The following is a 24,328-nucleotide window of genomic DNA, read 5'->3' on the forward strand; positions in this document are numbered from 1 at the left end:
GGGACTAGGCCCCCGCTGTCAGAAGCCGGCGCACCTCGTCGCGCAGGTCCTTCAGTTCGAAGGGTTTCGAGATGAAGCCGTCCGCCCCCAGCGCCATCCCCTTCCGGCGTTCGATCGCCGAGCCGCGGGCCGTCATCATCAGCACCTTCACATCCGCAAGCGACGGGTCGGTACGGATGCCTTCGCAGATCTCGTATCCCGACACCTCGGGCAGCATCACGTCCAGAAGCACAAGGTCCGGGTGGGTCTTACGGATGCGCGGCAGGGCGTCGGCGCCACTGGCCACGCGGTCGTGGTCATAGCCCTCGCGCGTCATCAGATAGTCCAGCGCGACGGCGATGTTGTCCTCATCCTCGACCACAAGGATGCGCGGTTTGCGGTCCATTCATCCCTCCTTGCAGGCGGCCTCTTGCAGGCCGTCGGTGGTTTCGATCTGCAGCCATTCGGCCCCGGTCAGAGTGCCGTTCGCGTCGATGTTCATGCCTTCAGTCACCGGAACGCGGCGCTTTCCGGCGCAGTCGAAGACCATCAATGCCGTCTGCGGGTTCTGCCAGCGGGCAAAGCCGAAGACCGGCGCGACGATCAGTTCGGCGCGCTCGGGGTGGCGGGCGCGCTTGGTGGTGTCGAGCGCGGTGAACCGGTTCGCAAGCGGAACGACATAGGTCCAGGGGCGCAGGGGCGAGGACCCGGTTTCCACGTTCGTCACGGCGAATTCGTCCGGCAAGGCGCCCGAAACGCGGTCAAACCAGCTGTATTCCATCCAGATCGTCGTCGCGATCAGGCCAAGACCCGCCGCCAGGGGCACGAACCAGCGCGGAATCGCCGGGACCTTCTTGCGAAGCGCCCAGAGAAAGAGGCCGATCGTCAGCGCGACGAAAAGGGATCCAAGGAGTTCAAGGGCCATTCAGGGTCTCAACTTCTGGCGCCGCGGGCCTGGCCCACGGCGGATTGCATGGTACGCACGACGACGAAGGCATCGCGCAGGTGGCTGCGCTCGAAATCCGACAGTTCCGACGGCGCAATGAAGTTGTCGGGCTTCTCGCCGCCCTTCACCCGGCGGGCCTGGTGTTCCAGACGCGCCTGGGCGATCAGGTCATAGGCTTCGATCAGGTCGCGCCCGCCGGATGCCGAAATCACCCCTGCCTCTACCGCAGCCTCCAGCCGGGCACGGGTGTTCACTTCCGGCAACTCGCCGATCAGGGCGTAGACGCGCCCAAGGTCCACGACCGGCACAACACCGTTCATCTTCAGGTCGATGTGGTTCTTGTGTTCACCGGAGCGGATGGTGGCAAAGCCCCGCAGTAGGCCCAGGGGCGGCGTGTGCTTGAGGCTGTTGGAGATCATGTGCGCCACGAAGATCGAGTTCTTCGCGGCCATGTCCAGCACCTCGGCCTGCAGGTCGGCGTAAAGGCTGGCCGTCCCGCCGATCGGACGCAGGTCGAACATGACACTTGCCAGCATCTGGGCCATCGGGTCGGGGGTCGACACCCACTTGCGGAAATAGCCGCGCCAGACCTCCATCCGCTGGCACCACTGCGGATTGGTCGCCATCATGTCACCGGGGCAGTAGACATAGCCGCAGTCGTTCAGCCCGTCCGAGACGATCCTGGCCAACTTCGCGAAATAGGCCATGTCTGCATCCGTCGCGGCGTCCGCGATCATCAGGCAGTTGTCCTGGTCGCTGACACCGGTCTGTTCCTGCCGGCCCTGGCTGCCGCAGGCGAGCCAGAGGTAGGGCACCGGCGCCGGGCCAAGCTCGGCCTCGGCCATGGCCAATAGACGGCGTGTGACAGTGTCCGCGATGTCGGTGATCAGCCGCGTCACCACCTCATGCGCCGAACCACCGCCCACCAGTTGCACCAATAGGCGCGGGATGCGCGCCGTGTTTTCGGCCAGTTCTGCCACCGTCCCGGCCGTCGCCGCATCGCGCACCAGCAGCGCTGAGGACACGGCCTGGAACCGGACAAGGTCGGTCTGGGTGATCATCCCCACAAGCTTGCCGTCATCCACCACCGGCAGATGCCCGATCCGGTGTTCCAGCATCCGGTTCAGCACATCGGACCCAAGGCTGTCCGGCGTGAGCACCATCGGATCGGCCGCCATCACGGTTCTGACCGGTGCCGCCGGGTCCAGTCCCTGCGCCAGCACCTTGTTCACGAAGTCCCGCGCGGTCACGATGCCGACCAGCCGGTCGCCTTCGGTGATCGCAAGGCACGAGATATGCGCGTCTCGCATCCGTCCCGCGGCTTCACGGATCGAGGTCTCTGCCGGCACCGCGATCGGCGCCCGGGCGATCAGGTCTCCCACCTTTCGGGTCGATATGTCCGCCTCGCGGTTTTCGTGCTGGCGGCCGCGATGGAAGAAACGTTCGAAGGCCGGATAGCCGGCGATGAGCCGCCGGAATTCGGCCTCGGGCAGCATCAGGATTTCGGCACCTTCGGTCGCGCGCGCCGTCGTCACGGCAACACCATCGCGCATCAGGCCACGTTCGCCAAAGCTGTTGCGGGGGCCAAGGAGCGAGACGAGGCTGCCCGATGGCTCCAGCACCTCGACCGCGCCCTGAAGGATCAGGAAGATGCCGTCCAGCGGCTCTCCTGCCGAATAGATGATTGCGCCGTCGTCGTAATGCCTGCGGCTGAAGGAAGCGGCGACCCGCGCCATCTCGTCCCGCGGCAGGCTGTCATAGGGGTGAACCGTCTCAAGGAAGGCCAGAAGCTGTGTGCTGTCCTGATCCATGATCCCAAAGCCCGGTGAAAGGGTGCGCCCCCGGGGATGTCCCCGGAGGCGCGTTGGTCTTAGTGAGCCGTCGCCTTGCCGGCACCTTTCGGCACGCGGATCGACTGGATCAGGTCCTGCACTTCCTGCGGCGGAGCCTTGCTCATCGCCGAGACGATGTAGGCCGTAGCGAAGTTCAGAAGCGCCCCGATCGGCCCGAAGGCTGCCGGTGAGATGCCGAACCAGTGCATGTCAGGCGTGTTCGGGTACACGTTCGTGCCGGGGATGAAGAACCAGCCCAGGTAGAGGAAGATGTAGACCGAGGTCGTGACGAGGCCGACGATCATGCCGGCGATCGCGCCTTCCTTGCCGACGCGGGTCGAGAAGATACCCATCATCAGCACCGGGAAGATCGTCGCAGCCGCCAGACCGAAGGCCAGTGCCACCACCTGCGCGGCAAAGCCGGGCGGGTCGTAGCCAAGCCAGGTCGCCACCACGATGGCGAAAGCCATCGAGATCCGGGCGGCCAGAAGCTCGCCTTTTTCGCTGATGTTCGGGTTGATCGCACCCTTGATCAGGTCGTGGCTGATGGCCGAGGAGATGGCCAACAGAAGGCCCGCAGCGGTCGAGAGCGCGGCGGCAAGACCACCGGCGGCGACCAAGGCGATGACCCAGCCGGGCAGAGCAGCGATTTCAGGGTTCGCCAGAACCATGATGTCGTTGTTGACCGTGGTCAGTTCGTTGCCGACGATGCCCTGTTCGGCCAGCGACTTGCCACCCAGACCATTTGCCGGATCGGCCAGGACGGCGTCAAGGGCAGCTTGCTTCTCGACGATAGCGGCTTCCAGCGGGGCCTTGTCAGCGTCGGCAGCAGCATCGGCCAGCGCCTTCTTAGCAGCCGCAAGCGCGGCAGTGGCGTCAGTCACAGGCTTCTTCTCGTTGAAGTACTGGATCAGCCCGTCGCCGTTCTTGTCTTCGAACTTCAGCAGGCCGGTCTTTTCCCAGTTCCGGATCCAGGCGAGATCCGGGTTGCTGTCGATCTCGGCGATCGAAAGCGCGGGCTTGGAGAAGGTTTCGCCCTCGATGGCGCCCGGCCAGAAGGTGGTGGTGATGTTCAGGCGCGCCATCGAACCCACGGCGGGGGCGACGGTGTAGAGCAGCGCGATGAACACCAGGGCCCAGCCGGCCGAGATGCGGGCGTCCGACACTTTCGGCACGGTGAAGAAGCGGATGATCACGTGCGGCAGACCCGCGGTCCCGATCATCAGCGACATCGTGACGAGGAACATGTTGAACATGTTCGTGGTGTCAGCAGTGTAGGCGGCAAAGCCGAGGTCGGTCACCACCTGGTCAAGCTTGTCCAGGAAGTAAACCTCGCCACCGGAAGGCGCATAGGTCCCGATGAAGCCCAGCTGCGGCAGGATATTGCCCGTCAGGTTCAGCGAGATGAACAGCGCCGGGATGGTGTAGGCGATGATCAGCACGATGTACTGCGCCACCTGGGTATAGGTGATGCCCTTCATCCCGCCGAACACCGCATAGGCGAACACCACGGCCGAGCCGATCAGAAGGCCCGTCGTGGTCGACACTTCCAGGAAGCGCGCGAAGGTCACGCCCACGCCCACCATCTGCCCGATAACGTAGGTGATCGAGATGACGAGAAGGCAGATCACCGCGATCATGCGGGCCGAAGTGGAGTAGAACCGGTCGCCGACGAATTCCGGCACGGTGAACTTCCCGAACTTGCGCAGGTAAGGGGCCAGAAGCAGTGCGAGAAGCACATAGCCGCCGGTCCAGCCCATCAGGAAGACCGAGTTGTTATAGCCCCCGAAGGCGAGAAGGCCCGCCATCGAGATGAAGGACGCGGCCGACATCCAGTCCGCCGCCGTCGCCATGCCGTTCATCACCGGGGGAACGCCCTGGCTCGCGGCATAGAATTCCGCGGTCGAGCCCGCCCGGGCCCAGAACGCGATCCCGAAATACAGCGCAAACGAGGCACCGATCACGAGAAGGTTGAGGGTAAACTGATCCACTGTCCCGGTCCCCCTTATTCTTCCACGCCGTGGGCGCGGTCGATCCCGTTCATGACCTTCGCGTAGACGAAGATCAGGATCAGGAACACGAAGATCGACCCGTTCTGCGCGAACCAGAACCCGATGTCGGCGCCGCCGACACTGATCCCGGACAGCGCCGGCCGAAGCAGGATGCCAAGCCCGAAGGAACAGGCGAACCAGATGATCAGGGAAATGACGATCACCCGGATGTTCGCTGCCCAATAGGCGTTGGCAGAGGATTTGTCTGCCATGTTGTACTCTCCCTTGTTTGCTTGCCCGCACCCCCGGTTCATCCGGGGGAACGGCCCCTCCCCTCAGGCTGAGACGCGCCCGACGATACCGGCCAGCATGGCGCGGATGCCGTCGATGGATCCCATCGCCGGCACGCGTTCCAGAACGGACTGGGCATCGTAATGCGCGATCAGCGGAGCCGTCTGGGCGTGATAGGCGGTCAGCCTTTCACGCACCGTCTCGGCGTTGTCGTCGGCCCGGCGCTTGAAGCCGGTGCCGCCGCATTTGTCGCAGACCCCCGCTTGCGCGGGCTGCTTGAATTCGTCGTGGTAGCCTTCGCCGCAGGCGGCGCAGGTGTAGCGGCCCGAGACGCGGGCGACCATCGCCTCGTCATCGACCTCAAGGCTGATCGCCGCCGTGACGCGCTGGCCCGCTGCGGCCAGAAGCTTGTCCAGCGCCGCCGCCTGGCCTGCGGTGCGGGGAAAGCCGTCGAGGATGACACCCCTTGCCACGTCGGGCGCGGCCATGCGGTCCTTCAGGATGGCAAGCACGATGTCATCGGAGACCAGCTGCCCCGCCTCCATCACCGCCTTGGCCTTCAGCCCCGCCTCGGTCCCCGCCGCCACCGCCGCGCGCAGAAGGTCACCGGTAGAAAGCTGGACCAGACCGAAGTCCTCCTCCAGCATCCGCGCCTGCGTGCCCTTGCCCGCGCCGGGTGGCCCCAGAAGGATGATGACGGGGGCCACCGTTCAGCCCCGGTTCATCCGGTTGGCGATCAGGTCATCGACGACTGAAGGATCGGCGAGCGTCGAGGTGTCGCCAAGGCTGCCAAAGTCGTTTTCGGCGATCTTGCGCAGGATGCGGCGCATGATCTTGCCCGAGCGGGTCTTCGGCAGGCCGGGAGCCCACTGGATCAGGTCCGGCTTGGCGATCGGCCCGATCTCCTGGCGAACCCAGGCTTCCAGCTTCTTGCGCAGGTCCTCGGTCGGCTCGATCCCCTTCATCAGGGTCACATAAGCATAGATGCCCTGCCCCTTGATGTCGTGCGGGTAGCCCACCACCGCCGCCTCGGCCACCGCCTCATGCGCGACAAGCGCGCTTTCGACCTCGGCCGTACCCATCCGGTGGCCCGAGACGTTGATCACGTCATCGACCCGGCCGGTGATCCAGTAATAGCCGTCCGCATCGCGGCGGCAGCCGTCACCGGTGAAGTAATAGCCCTTGTACTGGCTGAAATAGGCCTCTTCGAACCGCTGGTGGTCGCCCCACAGCGTCCGCATCTGCCCCGGCCAGCTGTCCGTGATGCAGAGGACCCCTTCGGTCGCCGTCTCGGTCTGCACCTTTGCGGTCGCCGGGTCCAGCACTTCGGGCTTCACTCCGAAGAAGGGCTTCGTCGCGCTGCCGGGTTTCTGCGGGATCGCCCCCGGGATCGGGGTGATGATGTGACCGCCGGTCTCGGTCTGCCAGAAGGTGTCGACGATCGGGCATTTCCCCTTGCCGACATGGGTGTTGTACCAGCTCCAGGCCTCGGGGTTGATCGGCTCGCCCACCGACCCCAGAAGCTTCAGCGACGACAGGTCGTGCTTTTCCACCCACTCCGGCCCAAGGCCCATCAGGCTGCGGATCGCGGTCGGTGCGGTGTAGAACTGGTTGACCTTGTGCTTGGCGCAGACTTCCCAGAAGCGGCCCGCGTCTGGATAGGTCGGCACGCCCTCGAACATCAGCGTGGTCGCGCCATTGGCCAGTGGCCCGTAGACGATGTAGCTGTGGCCGGTCACCCAGCCCACGTCAGCGGTGCACCAGAAAACGTCGCCGTCATGGTAGTCGAAGGTGACCTGATGGGTCAGGCTGGCATAGACGAGGTAACCGCCTGTCGTATGCACCACGCCCTTCGGCTTCCCCGTGGAACCCGAAGTGTACAGGATGAACATCGGGTCTTCCGCGCCGACCTCCACATACGGGCAATAGGGCTTGGCCGCCGCCATCTCTGCCGTCAAATCAAAGTCACGGCCCTCGACCCACGAGGTCTGGTCGCCGGTGCGCTTGGCCACCAGCACCTTCACCCTGTCCGAACAATGCAGCAGCGCCTTGTCGGTGTTGTCCTTCAGCCCGGTCTTCTTGCCGCCGCGCGGCGCCCAGTCTGCGGTGATGACCAACTTGGCTTCAGAGTCATTGATGCGGTTGGCCAGCGCGTCGGGTGAGAAGCCGCCGAAGACGATCGAATGGATCGCCCCGATCCGCGTGCAGGCCAGCATCGCATAGGCCGCTTCCGGGATCATCGGCATGTAAAGGACCACGCGGTCGCCCTTCGTCACGCCATGCGCCTTCAGCACGTTCGCGAGGCGGCAGGTCTGCTCCAGAAGCTGGGCGTAAGTGATGTGCTGGGCGGGTTCCTTAGGATCATCCGGCTCCCAGATGATCGCGGTCTGGTTCGCGCGGGTCAGCATGTGGCGGTCGATGCAGTTGGCGCTGACGTTCAGAACGCCATCCTCGAACCACTTGATCGAGATGTTGCCCGGCGCGAACGAAGTGTTCTTGACCTTCGTGTAAGGCTTGATCCAGTCCAGCCGCAGCCCTTCCTTGCCCCAGAAACCCTCGGGGTCCGTCACCGAGGCGGCATAGCGCGCTTCGTATGCGGCAGCATCGACATGCGCCTTTGCCACGAAGTCTGCGGATGCCGGATAGATCGATTTCAGGGGTGATTGGTCGGTCATGGCTTGCCTCCTCGAAGGGACCCGGCCAAAGGCCCCCTCCTGACTGTCGTTCCGCCCCTCGGAACGCTCTCTCCCGCCATGATGTTACCATTTTGTTAAGCGAAACGTAACCCCCTAATTTTCATGCATAATTCTGTAAATTAATTGACCCTGCATTGGTCAATTCAGAAAACTCTGAAAAGTCGGCGTGGGAATGCCGTTGCTTTTCAACCCCCTGCCCTTCACGTCGGCGTGAGCTTTCGTGAAGCCTTTCGTTTGCAGACATCCGGCTCGGCATGTCTGCCCGAACGAACGTGTCAGGTCGATTCGGCGCGCTGGTCCAGAACGCGCTCGACCGCAGCAAGATCGGGAAGGAACCGCACATCGGGTGCCTTCACGCCCTGCACTTCAAGCTCGCGCTGCAGGCGGTGGGGCAGCCCGACAAGGAACAGCTGGCCGCCCCTGCGCTGCGCCCGCGCCGCAAGCCGATGAAAGCTCCGCGCCCCGGAACTGTCGATCATCGGCACCTCGGACATGTCAAGGACGATGGCGCGGGGCGCCTCGGCGATCTTCTCGAGGATGCTGCCCACCTGGGCGGCGGAGCCGAAGAAATAGGGCCCCCGCATGTGATAGACCGCAAGATCGCTGCGCGGCGGCGTCTCATGCAGGTGCTCAGGCTGGTGCATCCCCGCCGTCTCGGACATCCGCTTGATGAAGACGAGGCCAGCCAGCGCGAAGCCGACGACGATCCCTTCGGTCAGGTCGCGGAATACGACCAGAAGGAAGGTCACGCTGACCACCATCGCATCGCCCCGCGACGACCGCAGAAGCGAGGCGAACTCGTGCCGCTCGGCCATCCCCCATGCCACAACGGCCAGCACCCCCGCGAGCGCGGCAAGGGGGATCAGCCCCGCAAGGGGGGCAGCGACCATCAGGAATACGAGGAGGAACAGGGCATGCAGCATCCCCGAGACCGGCCCCCGGCTGCCCGCCCGCACGTTCGTCGCCGTCCGCGCGATCGTCCCGGTCACGCAGAACCCACCGAACAGCGCCGACCCCATGTTGGCCAGCCCCTGCGCCACCAGTTCTGCATTCGACCGGTGCCGCGCGCCGCTCATCCCGTCCGCCACGACCGCCGACAGCAGGGACTCGATCGCCCCCAACAGCGCAAAGCTCAGCGCCCAGGGCAGGGCAGCTTGCCAGAGCGACCAGTCCGGCAGGGCCGGAACCGGCAACATGTTCGGGAGCGCGCCGAACCTGGCTCCGATGGTTGCAACCGGCAGGCCCAGAAGCGCGACCAGCGCCGATGCGACGGCAACCGCGATCAGCATCCCGGGCCAATGCGGCCGCCAGCGGCGCAGCGCCAGGATGATCGCCATCGTCGCCACCGCCACACCGAAGGCCGCGGGCGTTACCGTGTCCCGCGCTTCCCACAGGGCCCGAAGCTTTTCCAGGATTTCCCCGGGCTCTGCCCCCGGCAGGGTCAGCCCGAACATCTCGCGCAGCTGGCTTGCGAAGATGATGACCGCGATCCCGGCGGTGAACCCGACCGTCACCGGATAGGGGATGTATCGGATGTAGGTGCCCAATCGCAGCGCCCCCGCCGCGATCAGCACCAGCCCCGAGAGGAAGGTCGCAAGGATCAACCCCTCCAGCCCGGTCGCCATGACGCAGGCCGAGACCAGGACGATAAACGCCCCCGCCGGCCCGCCGATCTGATAGCGCGACCCACCCAGCGCGCTGACCAGGAACCCGCCGACGATGGCCGTGTAAAGCCCGCGTTCGGGCCCCACCCCGCTGGCAATCGCGATCGCCATCGACAGGGGCAGCGCCACGATGGCCACGGTCAAACCGGCCAGCGCATCGGCCTTCAGGTCGGAAAGACCATAGCCCTCCCGCCAGACCGTGAAGAGCTTGGGCAGGAACTCGGTCCGGTCGTTGCGGCCGGGTGTGGTATCGGTCATGATCGCATCCGATCGGGAAAGCGCCAGTAATCGCTGGCTTGTCCGCGCGAATGACAACAGAAGACTCCTGCCCCCGCCCCCTTGTCAACAAGAGATCAGGCAGATGCCCGGCCGGCCCCCACGCCCCGACCCCGTCCAGCCCGCCGACGCCGAGGCGCTTGCGATGGCGCATCGCCTCCTGGCCCTCGGCCATGCCGCGCTGGCCTGGACCGACCCGGACACCGGCACGCCGGGGATCAGCCGCATCGCCTTTGCCCGTGACCCCGAGGCTGGGCTCCTGACCCTCGTCTCCGGCCTTGCCCCGCATTTCCGCGCCCTCCGCGACCGCCCGCCCTGCGCGCTGATGCTGGGCGAGGTGGGCGACAAGGGCGATCCCCTCACCCACCCCCGCCTGATGATCCGGGCCGAGGCCGCCTTCGTCGCGGCGGATGACCCCGCCCGTCCCGGCATGCGCGACCGCTGGCTTGACCGGAACCCCAAGGCGCGGATCTACATCGACCTCCCCGACTTCGCCTTCGTCCGGCTTACCCCTGTCTCGGCCCTGCTGAACGGCGGCTTCGCCCGGGCCTTCCGCCTTGACCCCCAGGACCTGTAGCAAAGGGCGGCCCCGAAGGACCGCACCCAACCCTTACCAGCTAAGCGCCCTTACGACGGCACATCCATCCGCATGTTGACGATCACCCTGCCCCGTACCGCCTCGCCCCAGCGCAACTGCGCCTGAGAGCCGGACGACCCCGTCCCCGGATTGGCATAGGGCATCGGATAGCGCGCCTGGCCAGCCCCGTTGGTGATGATCCCTTCCGGCATCACCGAATTCACCAGCCGGATGCGCGCGCCGAAGGGGATGAAGGTTCCCGCATCCACATTCCAGGTCTCCGCCGCCGTGCCTTGCGTATGCACCAGCGTCACCGGGTTCATGATCGGCTGGGTCACGTTGTTGAAGCTGTTCCCCTCCACCCGCACATTCCGCGACTGCGCGAGGTCCAGGGTGGCAAGGCTCGTGTCCACCATGTCCACGCGATCGACGGTGTTCCCGATCACGCGGAAACTGTTCGACACCAGCGAAAACCCGTTCAGGTAATGCCCCGGGCCATAAGGCCGGACCACGATGAAACGGAACGCCGACGTCGTGTTTCCCGCGATGAACACATTGCCCACGATGTTCAGCCCGCCGAACGAGAACTCCCCGGCCCACTCGGGCGCGGCGTCATGCTCGTTGCCCCATTCGATAAAGCAGTTGTCGATGTAGTTGCCGGTCACCACGGTCGAGATGTTGGTCTGGGTGAAGATCAGCCCGGCCCGGCGCAACCCCGATCCGGCATTGTCGCCCTGGAAGAAGTGGTTGGCGTGGATCAGGTGACCCGTGCCGTTGACCACCGCAAAATGCGCAAACCGCACCACCCGGTTATTGCGCAGCTTGGTATCGTTGGCCTGCACGTTCAGCGCGATCGAGGTGCGGGCGACGACGTCCAGGTCCTGTTCGTTCGACAGGAACTGGCACATGTCGACGAACATCCCCTGACACCCCATCCCGATCGAGGTGATGCCCCGGTCCAGCGGCCGGTTGAAGCTGCAGGACACAAAGCGCATGGTCGCGCCCACCGGTGACAGCATCACGCCCGAACAGACGCCGTTCGAATTGAACTCGATGTCCTCAAGCTCAAAGCGCGACAGCTGGTTGAAGCCGCTGAAATCCAGAAGGTACTTGAACCGGCGGAAGGTATAGGTCCGCGTTCCCGTGGCACCGAACAGCGGCTGGCTGATCTCCAGCGTCCCGGCCGCAACGTTCTTCGACCGTACATAGACCTCTCGGCCGACGCCGGTGCCCTGCACCAGCGATCCGACCGGGATATTGGCTACGTTCGCCACGCCGGTCAGCGTGAAGGGTGAGGCCGCCGCATAGGTCGCAACCGAGGTATAGGTTTCCGTATCCCAGCCCGGCCCGGGGACCGCGTTCAGGGACCCGTTCCGCACCACGCGGCGGCTGACAAAGGTGCTCAGCGCGCCCACCGCGGCCACGTCGACCGGCTCGGTCATGTCGACGCGGCGGCCCGAAAGGTCCAGCGCCACGTGATCGGTAAAGTAGAACAGCGCCTGCAAGGCACGCTTGAAGCCGTCGATTTCTGATCCGAAGGCCTGCCCATAGGTGTCGAGGTCGAAGTTCCGCGTCAGCGTCAGCCGCCGGCCTGCCGGCATCGACACCGTGCCCTCGAACCGGATGCGGCTCTCGATCGACACATCGCTGTTCAACCGGAATACCCCGGACGGCACCAGGATCATCCTGCCATTGGCATCGGCATCCGCCGCAAGGAAGGCCGCCGTATCGTCGGTCGTCCCGTTGCCCAGCGCGCCATAGTCGCGCACGTCGACCCAGTCCATCAGCTTGCGGATGAAGATGTTGGTGACATCCTCGACCACGATGTCGTCGATCCTGACCACGCCGCCGTTCGGGCCCGTCAGATCCAGTCCGATATGCGCGTAAGCAACCACCGGCGTCCAGGCCAGGTCCACACCCGTCCGGTTGGCGGGCGAGATGATCGCGCTGACCGTCACCACCTGCCCATAGGTGGTCAGCTGCACGCTCGGCCCGGTTTGGGTCACCGTGGCCACGTTCTGTCCGCTGGCATTCCCCGCCCAGGTGGCAATCCGCACTGCGGGCAGGCTTCCCGCCACCGCCTTGATCCGCGCCGTGACCCTCAGGTACAGGCCGGCCTGAACCGGCGTCTGCGCAAAGGACCGCAGTTTCTGCACGGCGTCGGTCTTCTGCAGCTCCAGACACCCCGCGAAATCCTGGTCGTTGGTCACAAGGGCGGCGTTCGGCTGACCCTGGTAGGATCCTGATCCCGGCGTTCCGTCCTCGCGCGACCACAGGTTCAAGCCGGCCGAGAATGCCGGCGGCATCAGGACCAGCCCGTCGGTGATAGCCTTGTTCATCAGATTCCCTCGCTTCGCGCCAATGACCCGGACGGGCGGGCAAGCCGCGCCGTCTTTGGGCAATGGGGTAGCAAGGATCGCTTAACCGGCTCTCAGTCCGCCGCGCGCCCGGCCAGTGACCACGCAACGCCTGCACCCGGCGAAAAGCACGTCGCGACACCGCGGCCTGCGTCCCGTCTGGGCAAGTGTCAAGGTAAGGGGAAGCCAGTGGACCGGGCTCAGGCCCCGACGTCCGGCGCCGGCAGGATCTGCACCGCGTTGATCTGCCAGCCTTCCGGCGTCTCGACCATCATGTAGTCCAGAAACCAGCCCGCCCCGGCCTGATCCGTGATCCTGACCCGCTGCCAGAGGTTCCCGGCGATCTCACGCAATTCCAGCATCTGCACATCCGCCGGACGGTAGACCATCGGATAGCCGTTCTTCACCATCGCCCCGAAGTTCTCGGGCGTCTGGAAGAGGCCCTTGATGTTCGGGCTGGCGAAGGTGAAGGCACGGGCAAAGTCATCGGCCTGGAAGGCCTCGATCTGGCTCTGGATCGTTTGCTGGATCGGGCCTTCCTGCGCGGCGGCAGGCAGGGCAAGGGTCACGGCGAAAAGCAAGGCGGCAAGGCGCATGGCGCGGTCCTTCGGTCAGACGTCCCCGACCGAGAGCTAGCGCAAGCGCGGCCAAAGCCAAGACCGAACCTGACCTGCCTCAGGCGACGAACTCGCCCTTCAGCGCCCGCTCCATCAGTGCCACGGTCTCTTCGACACCGTAAAGCGCGATGAACCCGCCGAACCGCGGCCCGTCCGACGCCCCCAGCAGCACCTCGTACAGCGCCTTGAACCAGTCGCGCAGCGGCTCGAACCCGTGCTCCTTGCCCACGGCGAAGACCATCGACTGCAGCGCCTCGTCATCCAGCCCGCCGTCCCAGACCTTCAGCCGCGCCACCAGGTCCTCCATCGCCGCCCGCTCCTTGTCGGTGGGCAGCCGGAACACCCGCGTCGGCGCGATCCGGTCGGCGAAGTAGCGCACCGCAAAGCCCGCTGCCGCATCAAGGTCGGGGTTCTTCTCGGGCGAAGCCTCCGGAGCATAGCGCCGGATGAACTTCCACAGCGCGCCCGCGTCCTTCGCCCCCGCCACGCTCGCAAGGTTCAGGAGCATCCCGAACGACACCACCATCCGGCTCTCCGGGGGCTTGCCGTTGTGGATATGCCAGACCGGGTTATTCACCTGCTGGTCCACCGGCTGCTCGGGGAAGGCGCGCAGCTGCTGGTGATATTCATCCACCGCCCGCGGGATCACGTCGAAATGCATGCGCTTCGCCGTCTTCGGCTTCTGGTACATGAAGTACGAAAGGCTCTCCGTCGCCGCATAGGTCAGCCATTCGTCGATCGTCAGGCCGTTCCCCTTCGACTTCGAAATCTTCTGCCCCTGGTCATCCAGGAACAGCTCATAGGTCATGTGATTGGGCGCCCGCCCCCCCAGCACCTCGCAGATCCCGTCATAGATCGGCGTGTTGGTGGAATGGTCCTTCCCGTACATCTCGAAGTCCACGTCCAGCGCCGCCCAGCGCGCGCCGAAATCCGGCTTCCACTGCAGCTTCACATGCCCGCCCGTCACCGGCAGCGTCCACTCCCGGCCCGCCTCGTCATCGAAGGTCACCGTCGCCGCCTTCGCATCCACATGCTTGATCGGCACATAAAGCACCCGCCCCGTCTCGGGGTGGATCGGCAAAAAGCAGCTGTAGGTCTGCTGACGCTCCTCGCGCAAAGACGCCAGCATGATCTTCATGATCGCGTCATAACGCTCCGCACACAGCCGCAGCGTGTCGTCGAACCGGCCGCTCTTGTAGAATTCGGTGGCCGAGATGAACTCATACTCGAACCCGAACGTATCCAGAAACCGCCGCAACATCGCGTTGTTGTGGTGCCCGAAGCTCTCGAACTCGCCATAGGGGTCCGGCACAGAGGTCAAAGGCTTCTGCATGTGCCCCCGCAGCATCTCCTGCTGCGGCACGTTCTCGGGCACCTTCCGCATCCCGTCCACGTCGTCGGAAAAACAGATCAGCCGCGTCGGGATGTCGCTGATGATCTCGAAGGCCCGGCGGATCATCGTCGTCCGCGCCACCTCGCCGAAGGTCCCGATATGCGGCAAACCGCTCGGCCCATAGCCCGTCTCGAAGAGCACATAGCCCTTCGCCGGGTCCTTGCCCCGATAGCGCTTCAGCACCGCGCGGGCCTCTTCAAAGGGCCAGGCCTTCGAATTCATCGCCGCGTCGCGCAGGGCACTCATCGCATATCTCCGTGATCCGCCCGCAAACCCAATGTCGCGGGCACCCGTCCTCTATTGCCCCCCCACTGCCTCGTCAATAATCTCCGGCCCAACCGAAGGAGCCCGCCCATGCCTGAATCCGCCATGTCCCCCCAGGATGCCCTCGTCGCCGTGATGGTGGCCTGCTCCGCCTCCGACCAGGACGTCCGCACCGCCGAGCTTGTGGCGATCACCCGCATGGTCAACCACATGCCGATCTTCGCCACCTACGACCCCGACCGCATCCAGCGCGTCAGTCGCACCGTCTTTGACCTGTTTGAGGAAGAGGACGGGTTGGACGCCCTCTTCGGCCTGATCCGCGAGGCCCTGCCCGAGCGCCTTTACGAGACCGCCTACGCACTCGCCTGCGACGTGGTCACGGCGGACGGCAGGCACTCCCAGGTCGAGCTCCGGATGCTGGAAGAGGTCCGCGACGAGCTGAAGATCGACCGCCTCCACGCCGCCGCGATCGAGTGGGGCGCGCGGGTGAGGCATATGGGGGTGTGAGGGATACCCCTTGAAGAAAAGAGTCAACCTAGAATAGAGTGCCTGCTAAAGGCGCTGCTCTCGGGTGCATTGTGATTGAAAAGCTTGAACTGAAGAACTTCAAGAAATTTAAGAACGAGATCATTAAAGTCAATCCAAATGGTCTTTCGCTGTTGGCTGGTGGCAACAACTCCGGCAAATCAACAGTCTTGCAGTCACTAGCAGTTTGGGATTTCTGTCTCACGGTCCTTAAGAATGAGAAGGGTGAAGAAGCCTTAACTCCAGCACATACTGGGCAGGGTGTTGGCCTTTCCGACGACGAGTTCTCACCTATCCAAGTTCCATCTCTAGCCCATCTTTGGACCAACCTGACCAACCAAGTACCCGGAGCAGACGGATATACACTATCTGTAATGCCAACATGGAGAAATGATGCCGGCGACGAAAAGTTCTTATGCATTAGCCTAGCATTGGCCAATGATCGACTCTTCATTAAGCAGACAAGTTCAAATATCGCTATTGGTGACAAAACGCCCCGAATCGCCTTTGTGCCACCCTTTGCTGGAATAGCCGCGAAAGAGCAACGAATGAGTGTTGCACAGCGTCGATCCCTGACTGGCAGTGGTTTGGTAGGGGGCATCATCCGCAATCTTCTATTTGAACTTGAGAGCACCAATCAACGCCGTCGCGCTGAGCTCAAGGACGCAGAAGGCCGAATTAAGACATCTGACCTTAGGAAGCTTCGCGAAAGCGATCCTTGGGAAATGTTGCAGTCGGCAATGGGAAGATACTTTCAAGCGAGTCTTTCAGTTAGCCCTTTTAACGACCTATACCACAGTTACATCCGAGTGAGCCTAGTTAAGGGCCAGTGGGACAAAACGCGCATTAAGAAGTTTCCGAAATTTAAGCCGCGGGATCTTATGGCCGAGGGTAGCGGCTTCTTACAATGGTTAAGTGTATTCTCCTTGGCACTCGATCCTGATACCGACGTCCTTTTGTTGGATGAGCCAGACGCCCATCTTCACTCTAGTCTGCAAACACTCTTGATTTCCGAACTGGAAAGCATCGCTCACAAAGGAGAAAAGCAGGTTCTTCTTGCAACTCACAGCACTGAGATCCTTCGTTGGGCAGATCACGCTAAGATACTGATGTTTAAAGGTAGTAATGCAAAGTACTTGAGCGATGAATCCGCTCGGATGGGCTTATTTGCTGGCTTGGGTAGTGAGTTCTCGCCACGCTTGGATCGTCTAAAGAAATCAAAGGCGCTGCTGTTAGTTGAGAACGAAAGTGATGCTCGATTCATCAGATTAATGGCTGAGAAGATCGGGATGCCTATTCCCGTTGACGTCGTGATGTGGGCATGGACGGGATCATCTAAGGAGCGCAAGCAACTGTACTTGCAGCTTAAGGGCGATATTCCAGACTTGCGTGCGGTGAGTATCGGGGACCGGGACGATCTTGCTCAGAATAATGTCGATGATTTAACTTTGAGAGATAAGTCAGACAATAATGATAATCCAAATCTCAAACTTCGGGTTTGGCAGAGAAGGCACATTGAGAACTATGTCGTTTGCCCGCAAGCCATTTCTCGGGCAGCAGGTGTTTCATTGGAGGAAGTCCAGGCGTTTCTTGCGGACGAGCATGCAGTTGCTATACCTGCGAACTTCACCGCACAGAATGTTCACCAAGTCATTAAGGACCTTCGCGGAAAAGAGCTAATGGAAGTTGGCGCAAACTCAATTGAGAAGAAGTTTGGTGTTACAAAGTTCGATGTAGCGGCGCAGCTGAACCCCGACGAGGTTTGCGACGACGTCAAGGTCATAGTCCAAGACATTCTTGCAATGCTAAACCAGTGAACACCATAAGTCTGTCATCCTTTAACCATCCCCTTAACAAATCCCTAACGTCCACACCCCTTTCTCAGCAAAATCAAACCCTTACCCGATTTGACCACCGTGGTCACGGGAGGGGAGTCCCTTGCGGCCCCCGCCCCCGCTCCCCCTGACCCGCGCCCCCTGTTTCCCCGGGAACAGCCCGCCGCCCCGATCTCCGGCATGGTCCCCGCAAGCCCCCCTTCACAGGTTTGCCCATGCCCCTCGATCCCTCCGAAGCCCGCCGCTGGCGTGTCTCCATCTCGGCGATGTTCCTCCTCAACGGGGCCATCCTCGGCTCCTGGGCGCCGCAGATCCCCCTCCTCCTCCCCCGCCACGGGATCACCGAATCCACCCTCGGCCTCCTGATCCTCGGGATGGGGATCGGGTCGATGGCCGCGATGTGCCTTTCCGGCCGCCTGACCGCCCGCCACGGCTCGCGGGCGCTGGTCCGCTGGACCGCCGTCGCCTGTGCGGCCGCTCTCCCCGCCGCCGTCCTCGCCCCCACCATCGCGACCCTCGCCCTCGCCATCGCAGCCCTCGGGGCCAGCATCGCGATGATGGACGTCGCCACGAATGCCAACGCCGTGGAGCTGGAGCAGGCCTCGGGCCGCGCGATCCTCTCCTCGACCCACGGGTTCTGGAGCGTCGGCGGCCTTCTTGGCGGCGCCCTCGGCGGGCCGGCCATCGCAATGCTGGGCAGCCAGGGCCACGCGCTTGCCGTGCTGGGGCTCGCCCTCGCCCTCGTCGCCCTCAGCTGGTCGCAGCTCTCCGGCGCCCAGGTGGCGGCGGAGGAGACCGAAGCCACCACCGGGACCGGCATCTGGCGGCAGGGCTGGACGATCTATCTGATCGGCTTCATGGCTCTCCTCGCCTTCGTCCCCGAAAGCGCCGTCCTCGACTGGAGCGCGCTTTACCTCTCCACCGACCATGCCGCTGGGGTGGAGATGTCAGGCATGGCCTTCGCCCTCTTCTCCGCCGCGATGGCCGCGATGCGGTTCTGCGGCGACGCAGTCCGGAACCGGGTGGGTGCGGTGCCCCTGCTCGGCGCCTCGGGCGTCATCGCGGCCGCCGGGATGGCCCTGGCCGCCCTCGCCCCCTCGGCCACGGTGGCCGTGGCCGGGTTCGCGCTGTCCGGGATCGGCCTTGCGAACATCGTGCCGATCCTCTTCTCCGCCGCCGGCCGCCACGGCGGAGCGACCCCCGGCGCGGCGATCGCGGCGGTCTCGTTCATCGGCTACGGCGGGATGTTCATCGCCCCGCCCCTGATCGGCCTGACCGCCGATTACGTGGGCTTCCCGGCGATCTTCGTGGCACTGGCGGGTCTCCTGCTGGCCATCGCCGCCCTCTCCCCGCTGGTCGCCTCCCGCCGTCCGGGTTTCCGCAAGCTCGCTCCCGCGAAACTGCAAGCCTGAAGCAGACGCGGGAGTTCGCTTATCGGATAGACAGTGCAGAAGGCCGGACCTAGGTTTTCCGGACCGGACCCAGAAAGGATCATTCCGATGCGCGCAGTCCTGATTTCCGCCGTTGCTTTCGCCGCCCTGGCCGGTTGCGTCGATACGGCGCCAGTAGCTGTCACCTCCATCGCGCCAACTGCAGCGGATCGCGCGACCCCGGCCTACCAGGCCTGTGTTGGCGCCATCGCCCGTCAGACCGGGAACCGGACAGCAGACGTGTCGGTGTTCAACTATCTCTTCTCGGAGGCCGGAACCCAGGTCGAGGCAACCATTCCGGGTGCCACGGCACCGTGGCGCTGCCTTGCTTCGAACGACGGCACGGTCGAGGAAGTGATGTTCACCGGCAGCGAAGGCTCGCTCTGACCCGAGATCTGGCCGGTTCCGGCCGTGTCGCGATACCGGGCGCATCGGGCCGAACTCCGGCAGTGCAACTGCAGGGAAAGGGTCCAGCATGCGTCGCCAGCGACAGGCGTGGAACGTTCCTGGCTGTAAGCCCATCGAGACCTGAATGACCAGGCGCATCGCCCTCACGCTTCTTGCCTTTGTGGTCTGGGTCGGGATCACGGTCTTTGCGGGCAAGCTTTTCAACCCGGGCGACATGTCCCTTGAGGAGGTGATTTCGCGCGGCTTCGGCTGGACATGGTTCCTTGCCGGCGCGTTCATCCTTTCTGTGTGTCTCTGGCAAGGCTGGAGCGACGTCGGCCTGAACCGCGCCCCCCCGCCGGCAAGCTGGCGTCTCGCATGGCTGCCTATGCTCTATATCCTTGGAGCGATCGGCTTTGCCGTCTACAGCGGCCTGCCCCCGCTTCTGACGCTGGGCATCGTGTTCATCAACTGCCTCTTCGTCGGTTTTTCCGAAGAAATGATGCTGCGCGGCGCGGTGCTGCAGGCGTTTCGCCACGCGGTTCCGATCTGGCTGGCCGTGCTGGCAACCTCGTTGATCTTCGGGGCGATGCACAGTCTGAACGTCTTCATCACCGGGGACCTTCAGGCGGCGCTGATCCAGTCGACGGCGGCCTTCCTGTCGGGCCTTCTCTTCATTGCCCTGCGCCTGCGGTCAGGCTCGCTCTGGCTGCCGATTGCGGTCCATGCGCTTTGGGATTTCGCGACCTTCACCCTGGCGGGCGCGGCCCATGGACTGTCGCAGGGCAACCCGTCCGTCGAAGCCGCCCCCGGCACAGAAGCATCGGGACTCGTGCAGCTGGTGCCGGTCCTCGTGGTGCTGCCGAACGCGATCTACGGCCTGTGGCTAATGCGGAACATCGGCCGGACTCACGTCGACCCTGCGCGATAGCGGCACGCATCCGCTTTGGTCGGGCCGGACCGGTCCATGCGTTGCCGGCCCGCCGGACGGAGCGGACGCGCCCATGAAGTGGTCGACTTTAGGCGCCGGTCGGCAAGATGGTGATTTCAGAGGCAACATTCTTCGCAGAAGATAGTCTTTCCGGTCGCGACAAAACGCTTCCTTGCATCCTTGGAACAAGGCAGTAGCGTTGGTTTGTTAGCGGCTGTTGAACACCGGGAGCGGTCGACGTGAAGGATTTGGTCCCGCCAGATCAGAACCGCGAACGCCGGCAGACACATGCCTTCCGCGATCCGCACGGCGCCTCATCACTGCTTTTTTCAAACTCGCGGCTGCTGGATGTTGAAAGGCGCGGCTCGGGCGTCGTGGTCGATGCGCTTCGCCTTGGCGAGACGGGGATCACCTTCGGGCGGGTGATCTCAAGCGGGCACGAGGTAGTGCTGGAGGATCCCGATTGCGTCACCATCCTGATCCCGACCGCGGGCCGCCTGGACATGGAGACCGGAGGAGCCGAATACGGCTTTGACGCTGGCACGATGGTGATGATCGCCGCCGAGCAGCGGCGCACACGGGTGACCGCGCCGAAGGACGGCCCATTCGTGGCAACCACGGTGCTCGTGCCGCGATACATGGTTCAATTGCTGGCAGAAGCGCGATCAGGCGAATCCGGACAGGCAACAAGCAGTGCAGTACGAAAGATCGACACGGTTTTCGCCCGGCAGATGCGGCAGCTGTTGCCCGACCTCGCCGACGATCTTTTCCGGCGGGAGGACCGCCTTTTCACCCCCAGGGCCCGGGACGAGTTCGTCGGTCTGATCACGGATCTTGTATCCGAAGGCTTCGGCAAGGAACGTCCGCCGGGGTGGCCAATCGGCGGGATATCCGAGTTCCGGCGGGTAAGCCGAGCCTGCGACATCATCAGGGCCCGGTCGGACGAAGCCTTGTCCCTGACGGGGCTTGCCGCCGAGTTGGAGGTCAGCCCGCGCTGGTTGCAACTGTCCTTCCAGTCCGTCAAAGGCGTGTCGCCCAGGGAATACCTTCAGCAGGTGCGGCTTGAACGGGTGCGGGAGCGGATACTCGACCGGGACGAGGCGGACTCGGTCACCAGCGCCGCGATGGAATGCGGCTTTCTGCACCTGGGCCGCTTTTCGCAGGCCTATCGTCGCGCTTTCGGTGAGTTGCCGAGCGAGACACGCCGGCGACGGGGCGGCCCTTCGCTTTCCGGATAGCGGCACATCACAGTCACGATAACATCTCCGTCATTTAGGCAGCGCCCAAGACCCATGGGGCAGTTGCCCTTTGCCTGAAAGGAAACTGCCGTGACGCCAGATCAGGTCATTGCCACGGTGATGGCGCTGCTTGCGGCAGAGCCGGCGGACAAGGCATTTCCCGTCATCGCCGCAGGAGGTGCCGTGCCCGAGTATCCCGTGACGATCGAGGCCTGCCCGCGCCCCCTGCCGGCGGCCGAGGTCGAGGGCAAGACGGTCATCTGCGGTCGGGTTGATGTGCCCGAGGACCATGATGCGCCGGAGGGGCCGCGCATCAAGCTCAGCTTTGCGGTCCTGAAGGCACATACCGAAAGCCCGGCCCCCGATCCGCTGGTCTACCTGCACGGCGGCCCGGGCGGCGGGGCTGTCCGGGATCTGGCAGGCATCGTCGTGCCGATCTTCGAGGGCCACCGGGCGCGTCGCGACGTGGTGACCTTCGACCAGCGGGCGGCGGGCATATCGTCGGACATGGTGACCTGTTTCTCGACCTTCGAGAACAGTCTTGAGGCGCTGTTCAATCCGGCCAGTCTCGACGGGGCAAAGATCGAGGAGATCTTCGGCAAATGCACGGGTGAGCTGAAGGACGGCGGCCGCAACCTTGCGGCCTACAATACCGTGCAGAACGCCAGGGATGTTCGGGCTCTGATGCAGGCCCTTGGCTATGGCGACTACAACATCTACGGCATCTCCTATGGCACGAAGCTTGCGCTCGAAGTCATGCGCTCCGCCCCCGAAGGCGTGCGGTCGGTCGTGATCGACAGCGTCTTCCCGCCGAACGCCCGTGCCTATGACACGAACATCCTTCCGGTGCAGGAAGGCGTACAGCAGGTCATCAACCAATGCGCGGCGGATGCGGCCTGCGCGGCTGCCTTCCCGGACCTTGAGGCCACGATCCAGCGGGTCGCGGTCAAGCTGGAGAAGAACCCGATCCCTGCGGCGCGCGGGCGGCCCGAGATCAACGTGTCGACGCTGATCAAGCTTTTCGAGGACCGCAACACCTTCGGCCACTGGCCCAACGCGACGGGCTACATCCCCCTGATCGTCACCGAATGGGACCGGGGCGAGAGCGGCACCTATGACCTTCTGGCCTCGGGTGCGGCGACGAAGGCTCCCGACGGGGGCGAGATGCTGAAGCCCTATGCCGAAAAGCTGACGCCCGAGCAGACGGTGATTGCACGGCTTCTGCTCGAGGGCGCGGCGACGGCCAGGCGCGACGCGACATTCACCGGCTATGCGCTGTCGTCCCTGTCGGATTCGCTGGCCCGGTCGGCCCTTGGCGCGACGAGTCTTGCGCAGCGGCTGGACAAGGCGATGACCGACGCGATGATCGCCACGCGGTCAAAGGAGGACATGCTGAGCTTCGCCGCGGCCTATGCCGCCCTCGCGCACCAGACCCCGGACCGCGCCGTCCTGCGGACGCTGATCGAGACGCACCTGCCCGCCGCCGACATTCCGCCGACCCTTGCCCTTCTCGACCAGTTGCCCGACGGCGATGTCGCCGAGGTCTTCGCCGCCGTGTCGAAAGAGGCGCGCGGCCTATACAAGCCGATCGTCGAGATCCTGGACCTGATGGTCGTCGCCTGCACCGAGGATGTCCCCTTCAACTCTCGCGAACAGATGCAGGCGGTGGTGGACGGGCTGAAGTTCAAGTTCCTCGCCAAGTCGGCGAACGTGGATGACAGCCTTTACCAGCTTTGTCCCTACATTCCGCCGGCCCTGCCGTTCCCTGGTTTCCATGAGGCGGTGAAAAGCGACATCCCGACGCTGGTGATGTACGGCTTCAACGACACCCAGACCTCGACCGAAGAGGCGCTGCTGGCGGCCGGGGGGCTGAGCCGCGCGACCGCTCTGGGCTTCCCCGAGGCGGGACACGCGGCCCTGGTCTTCTCGCAATGCGCCAAGGATATCGGCATGGCTTTCGTCGAACGGCCCGGGGAGCCGTTGGCCACCGGCTGCATCGATACCCTGAAACCCAGGTTCATCCTGCCGTCGGACTGAACCGGACAGACCGACCGGCGATCAATTCAGCGTGCAGGTCGGCACCAAAGACATCCCCGGGGCCGTCGTCTTGGCGGCCACGGACGCGGGACAAGAAGAAACCAACAGAGGGAAGCTTACCAGATGACCACAACCATCGCCACCCAGCGACCGATCTGGCTTCAGGTCGTCCTCGCCCTTGTCCGCCTGATCGTCTTCGGCGGCGCCCTGTTCTACTTCATGGGCACGGCCCAATGGGTCCTGGACTACCTTCATGACCGCCCGCTGCTCAACATAGCGGCCATGATCGCGCTGGGTCTTGGCGCAATTGCCGTTTATCTGGCCTACGGAAGGCTCATCGAACGCCGCGAGGTGACCGAGCTTTCGACGCGCGGATGGGTGCGGGAATGGGGCATCGGCATCCTGATCGGCGCGGGGCTCCTTACGGCCGTCGCGCTGTCGGTGATGCTGATGGGCTATTACAAGGTCGACGGGGTAAACTCGGTGGCCTTCCTGCTTCCCGCCCTCGCGCTGGCGATCAAGTCCGGTATCTTCGAGGAACTGATCTTCCGCGGCGTTCTGTTCCAGTCGGTCGAGACCATACTTGGCAGCTGGGTGGCAATCCTGATCTCGTCCTTCGTCTTCGGCTTCCTGCACCTGACGAACCCCGGTGCCACAGTGGCCGGGGCGGCCTACATCAGCATCGAGGCCGGTCTCCTGCTTTCGGCTGCCTACATGGTCACCCGGCGCCTCTGGATCTGCATCGGCATCCACATGGGCTGGAACTTCGTGCAGGAGGGGATCTATTCCAGCGTGGTCTCGGGTGGCCCGGCTGATCAGGGACTTCTGAAGGCCACGATCGAGGGGCCGGCCTTCTGGACCGGTGGAAACTTCGGATTGGAACTGTCGATCTTCGCGCTGATCTTCTGCACCACGGCCGGGGCGATCCTGCTTTTCATTGCCATCCGCCGGGGCCAGGTCATCCCGCCGATCTGGAAGCGCTGAGGGGGTGGAATCGTCCGCATCGGGTTAAGCGGCGGCCCGGTGGCAGGTATGATGGTCGGACAGCCTCAATGCGCTTGA

Annotated in this window: 20 protein-coding genes; 9 read left to right on the plus strand and 11 right to left on the minus strand. The window is 64.0% G+C overall.

What is annotated here, in order from left to right:
* Positions 1 to 4: 4 nt before the first annotated feature.
* The 8 genes from AC2D9V_RS02695 to AC2D9V_RS02730 all read right to left on the minus strand — a co-directional run bounded on the left by AC2D9V_RS02695 (position 5) and on the right by AC2D9V_RS02730 (position 9,657).
* Entirely contained in the window at positions 5 to 385 is a 381-nt protein-coding gene (locus AC2D9V_RS02695) for a response regulator transcription factor (RefSeq protein ID WP_484712492.1), read from the minus strand.
* Positions 386 to 904 (minus strand): hypothetical protein, encoded by a 519-nt coding sequence (locus tag AC2D9V_RS02700; RefSeq protein WP_484712493.1) that lies wholly within the window; start codon positions 902 to 904, stop codon positions 386 to 388.
* Positions 905 to 912: 8 nt separating this feature from the next.
* The gene (locus AC2D9V_RS02705; RefSeq protein WP_484712494.1) at positions 913 to 2,736 is read right to left on the minus strand and encodes a DUF294 nucleotidyltransferase-like domain-containing protein; all 1,824 of its coding nucleotides are present in this window, start codon (positions 2,734 to 2,736) and stop codon (positions 913 to 915) included.
* Between the two features lie 59 nt (positions 2,737 to 2,795).
* Positions 2,796 to 4,748, minus strand: a complete 1,953-nt coding sequence (locus AC2D9V_RS02710) for a sodium:solute symporter family protein (protein WP_484712495.1) — start codon at positions 4,746 to 4,748, stop codon at positions 2,796 to 2,798.
* Between the two features lie 14 nt (positions 4,749 to 4,762).
* Positions 4,763 to 5,020: a DUF4212 domain-containing protein gene (locus AC2D9V_RS02715; RefSeq protein ID WP_484712496.1), complete on the minus strand. Its 258-nt coding sequence runs from the start codon at positions 5,018 to 5,020 to the stop codon at positions 4,763 to 4,765.
* A gap of 63 nt (positions 5,021 to 5,083) precedes the next feature.
* Positions 5,084 to 5,746 (minus strand): adenylate kinase, encoded by a 663-nt coding sequence (locus AC2D9V_RS02720; protein WP_484712497.1) that lies wholly within the window; start codon positions 5,744 to 5,746, stop codon positions 5,084 to 5,086.
* A 3-nt stretch (positions 5,747 to 5,749) separates the two neighbouring features.
* The gene (acs, locus tag AC2D9V_RS02725; protein WP_484712498.1) at positions 5,750 to 7,714 is read right to left on the minus strand and encodes an acetate--CoA ligase; all 1,965 of its coding nucleotides are present in this window, start codon (positions 7,712 to 7,714) and stop codon (positions 5,750 to 5,752) included.
* 296 nt (positions 7,715 to 8,010) lie between these two features.
* The gene (locus AC2D9V_RS02730) at positions 8,011 to 9,657 is read right to left on the minus strand and encodes a SulP family inorganic anion transporter (protein WP_484712499.1); all 1,647 of its coding nucleotides are present in this window, start codon (positions 9,655 to 9,657) and stop codon (positions 8,011 to 8,013) included.
* A 103-nt stretch (positions 9,658 to 9,760) separates the two neighbouring features.
* Here AC2D9V_RS02730 and AC2D9V_RS02735 point away from each other — a divergent pair, with 103 nt between their 5' ends.
* Positions 9,761 to 10,252 carry a pyridoxamine 5-phosphate oxidase gene (locus tag AC2D9V_RS02735; RefSeq protein ID WP_484712500.1) on the plus strand — a complete coding sequence of 164 codons (492 nt, stop codon included), beginning with the start codon at positions 9,761 to 9,763 and terminating at the stop codon, positions 10,250 to 10,252.
* Between the two features lie 50 nt (positions 10,253 to 10,302).
* Here the strand turns inward: AC2D9V_RS02735 and AC2D9V_RS02740 are convergent, their stop codons facing one another.
* The 3 genes from AC2D9V_RS02740 to AC2D9V_RS02750 all read right to left on the minus strand — a co-directional run bounded on the left by AC2D9V_RS02740 (position 10,303) and on the right by AC2D9V_RS02750 (position 14,865).
* Positions 10,303 to 12,591: a glycosyl hydrolase family 28-related protein gene (locus AC2D9V_RS02740; RefSeq protein ID WP_484712501.1), complete on the minus strand. Its 2,289-nt coding sequence runs from the start codon at positions 12,589 to 12,591 to the stop codon at positions 10,303 to 10,305.
* A gap of 218 nt (positions 12,592 to 12,809) precedes the next feature.
* Positions 12,810 to 13,205: a DUF4864 domain-containing protein gene (locus tag AC2D9V_RS02745; protein WP_484712502.1), complete on the minus strand. Its 396-nt coding sequence runs from the start codon at positions 13,203 to 13,205 to the stop codon at positions 12,810 to 12,812.
* Positions 13,206 to 13,284: 79 nt separating this feature from the next.
* Positions 13,285 to 14,865 (minus strand): lysine--tRNA ligase, encoded by a 1,581-nt coding sequence (locus AC2D9V_RS02750; RefSeq protein ID WP_484712503.1) that lies wholly within the window; start codon positions 14,863 to 14,865, stop codon positions 13,285 to 13,287.
* Between the two features lie 108 nt (positions 14,866 to 14,973).
* On the opposite strand from AC2D9V_RS02750, the gene AC2D9V_RS02755 reads away from it, so the two are divergent.
* From AC2D9V_RS02755 to AC2D9V_RS02790, 8 genes are all read left to right on the plus strand, one after another.
* Positions 14,974 to 15,390: a tellurite resistance TerB family protein gene (locus AC2D9V_RS02755; RefSeq protein ID WP_484712504.1), complete on the plus strand. Its 417-nt coding sequence runs from the start codon at positions 14,974 to 14,976 to the stop codon at positions 15,388 to 15,390.
* Between the two features lie 38 nt (positions 15,391 to 15,428).
* Complete coding sequence (locus tag AC2D9V_RS02760; protein ID WP_484712505.1) at positions 15,429 to 17,225, plus strand: ATP-dependent nuclease; 1,797 nt, start codon at positions 15,429 to 15,431, stop codon at positions 17,223 to 17,225.
* Between the two features lie 233 nt (positions 17,226 to 17,458).
* Positions 17,459 to 18,655 carry an MFS transporter gene (locus AC2D9V_RS02765; RefSeq protein ID WP_484712506.1) on the plus strand — a complete coding sequence of 399 codons (1,197 nt, stop codon included), beginning with the start codon at positions 17,459 to 17,461 and terminating at the stop codon, positions 18,653 to 18,655.
* An 87-nt stretch (positions 18,656 to 18,742) separates the two neighbouring features.
* Entirely contained in the window at positions 18,743 to 19,060 is a 318-nt protein-coding gene (locus tag AC2D9V_RS02770) for a hypothetical protein (protein ID WP_484712507.1), read from the plus strand.
* Positions 19,061 to 19,205: 145 nt separating this feature from the next.
* The gene (locus tag AC2D9V_RS02775) at positions 19,206 to 19,991 is read left to right on the plus strand and encodes a CPBP family intramembrane glutamic endopeptidase (RefSeq protein ID WP_484712508.1); all 786 of its coding nucleotides are present in this window, start codon (positions 19,206 to 19,208) and stop codon (positions 19,989 to 19,991) included.
* 374 nt (positions 19,992 to 20,365) lie between these two features.
* Positions 20,366 to 21,229, plus strand: coding sequence for a helix-turn-helix transcriptional regulator (locus tag AC2D9V_RS02780; protein WP_484712509.1), 864 nt, complete (start codon positions 20,366 to 20,368; stop codon positions 21,227 to 21,229).
* A gap of 90 nt (positions 21,230 to 21,319) precedes the next feature.
* Complete coding sequence (locus AC2D9V_RS02785) at positions 21,320 to 23,266, plus strand: alpha/beta fold hydrolase (protein ID WP_484712510.1); 1,947 nt, start codon at positions 21,320 to 21,322, stop codon at positions 23,264 to 23,266.
* A 123-nt stretch (positions 23,267 to 23,389) separates the two neighbouring features.
* Positions 23,390 to 24,250, plus strand: a complete 861-nt coding sequence (locus AC2D9V_RS02790) for a CPBP family intramembrane glutamic endopeptidase (protein ID WP_484712511.1) — start codon at positions 23,390 to 23,392, stop codon at positions 24,248 to 24,250.
* Positions 24,251 to 24,328: the final 78 nt, after the last annotated feature.

The sequence above is a fragment of the Tabrizicola sp. T46 genome, assembly GCF_057219895.1.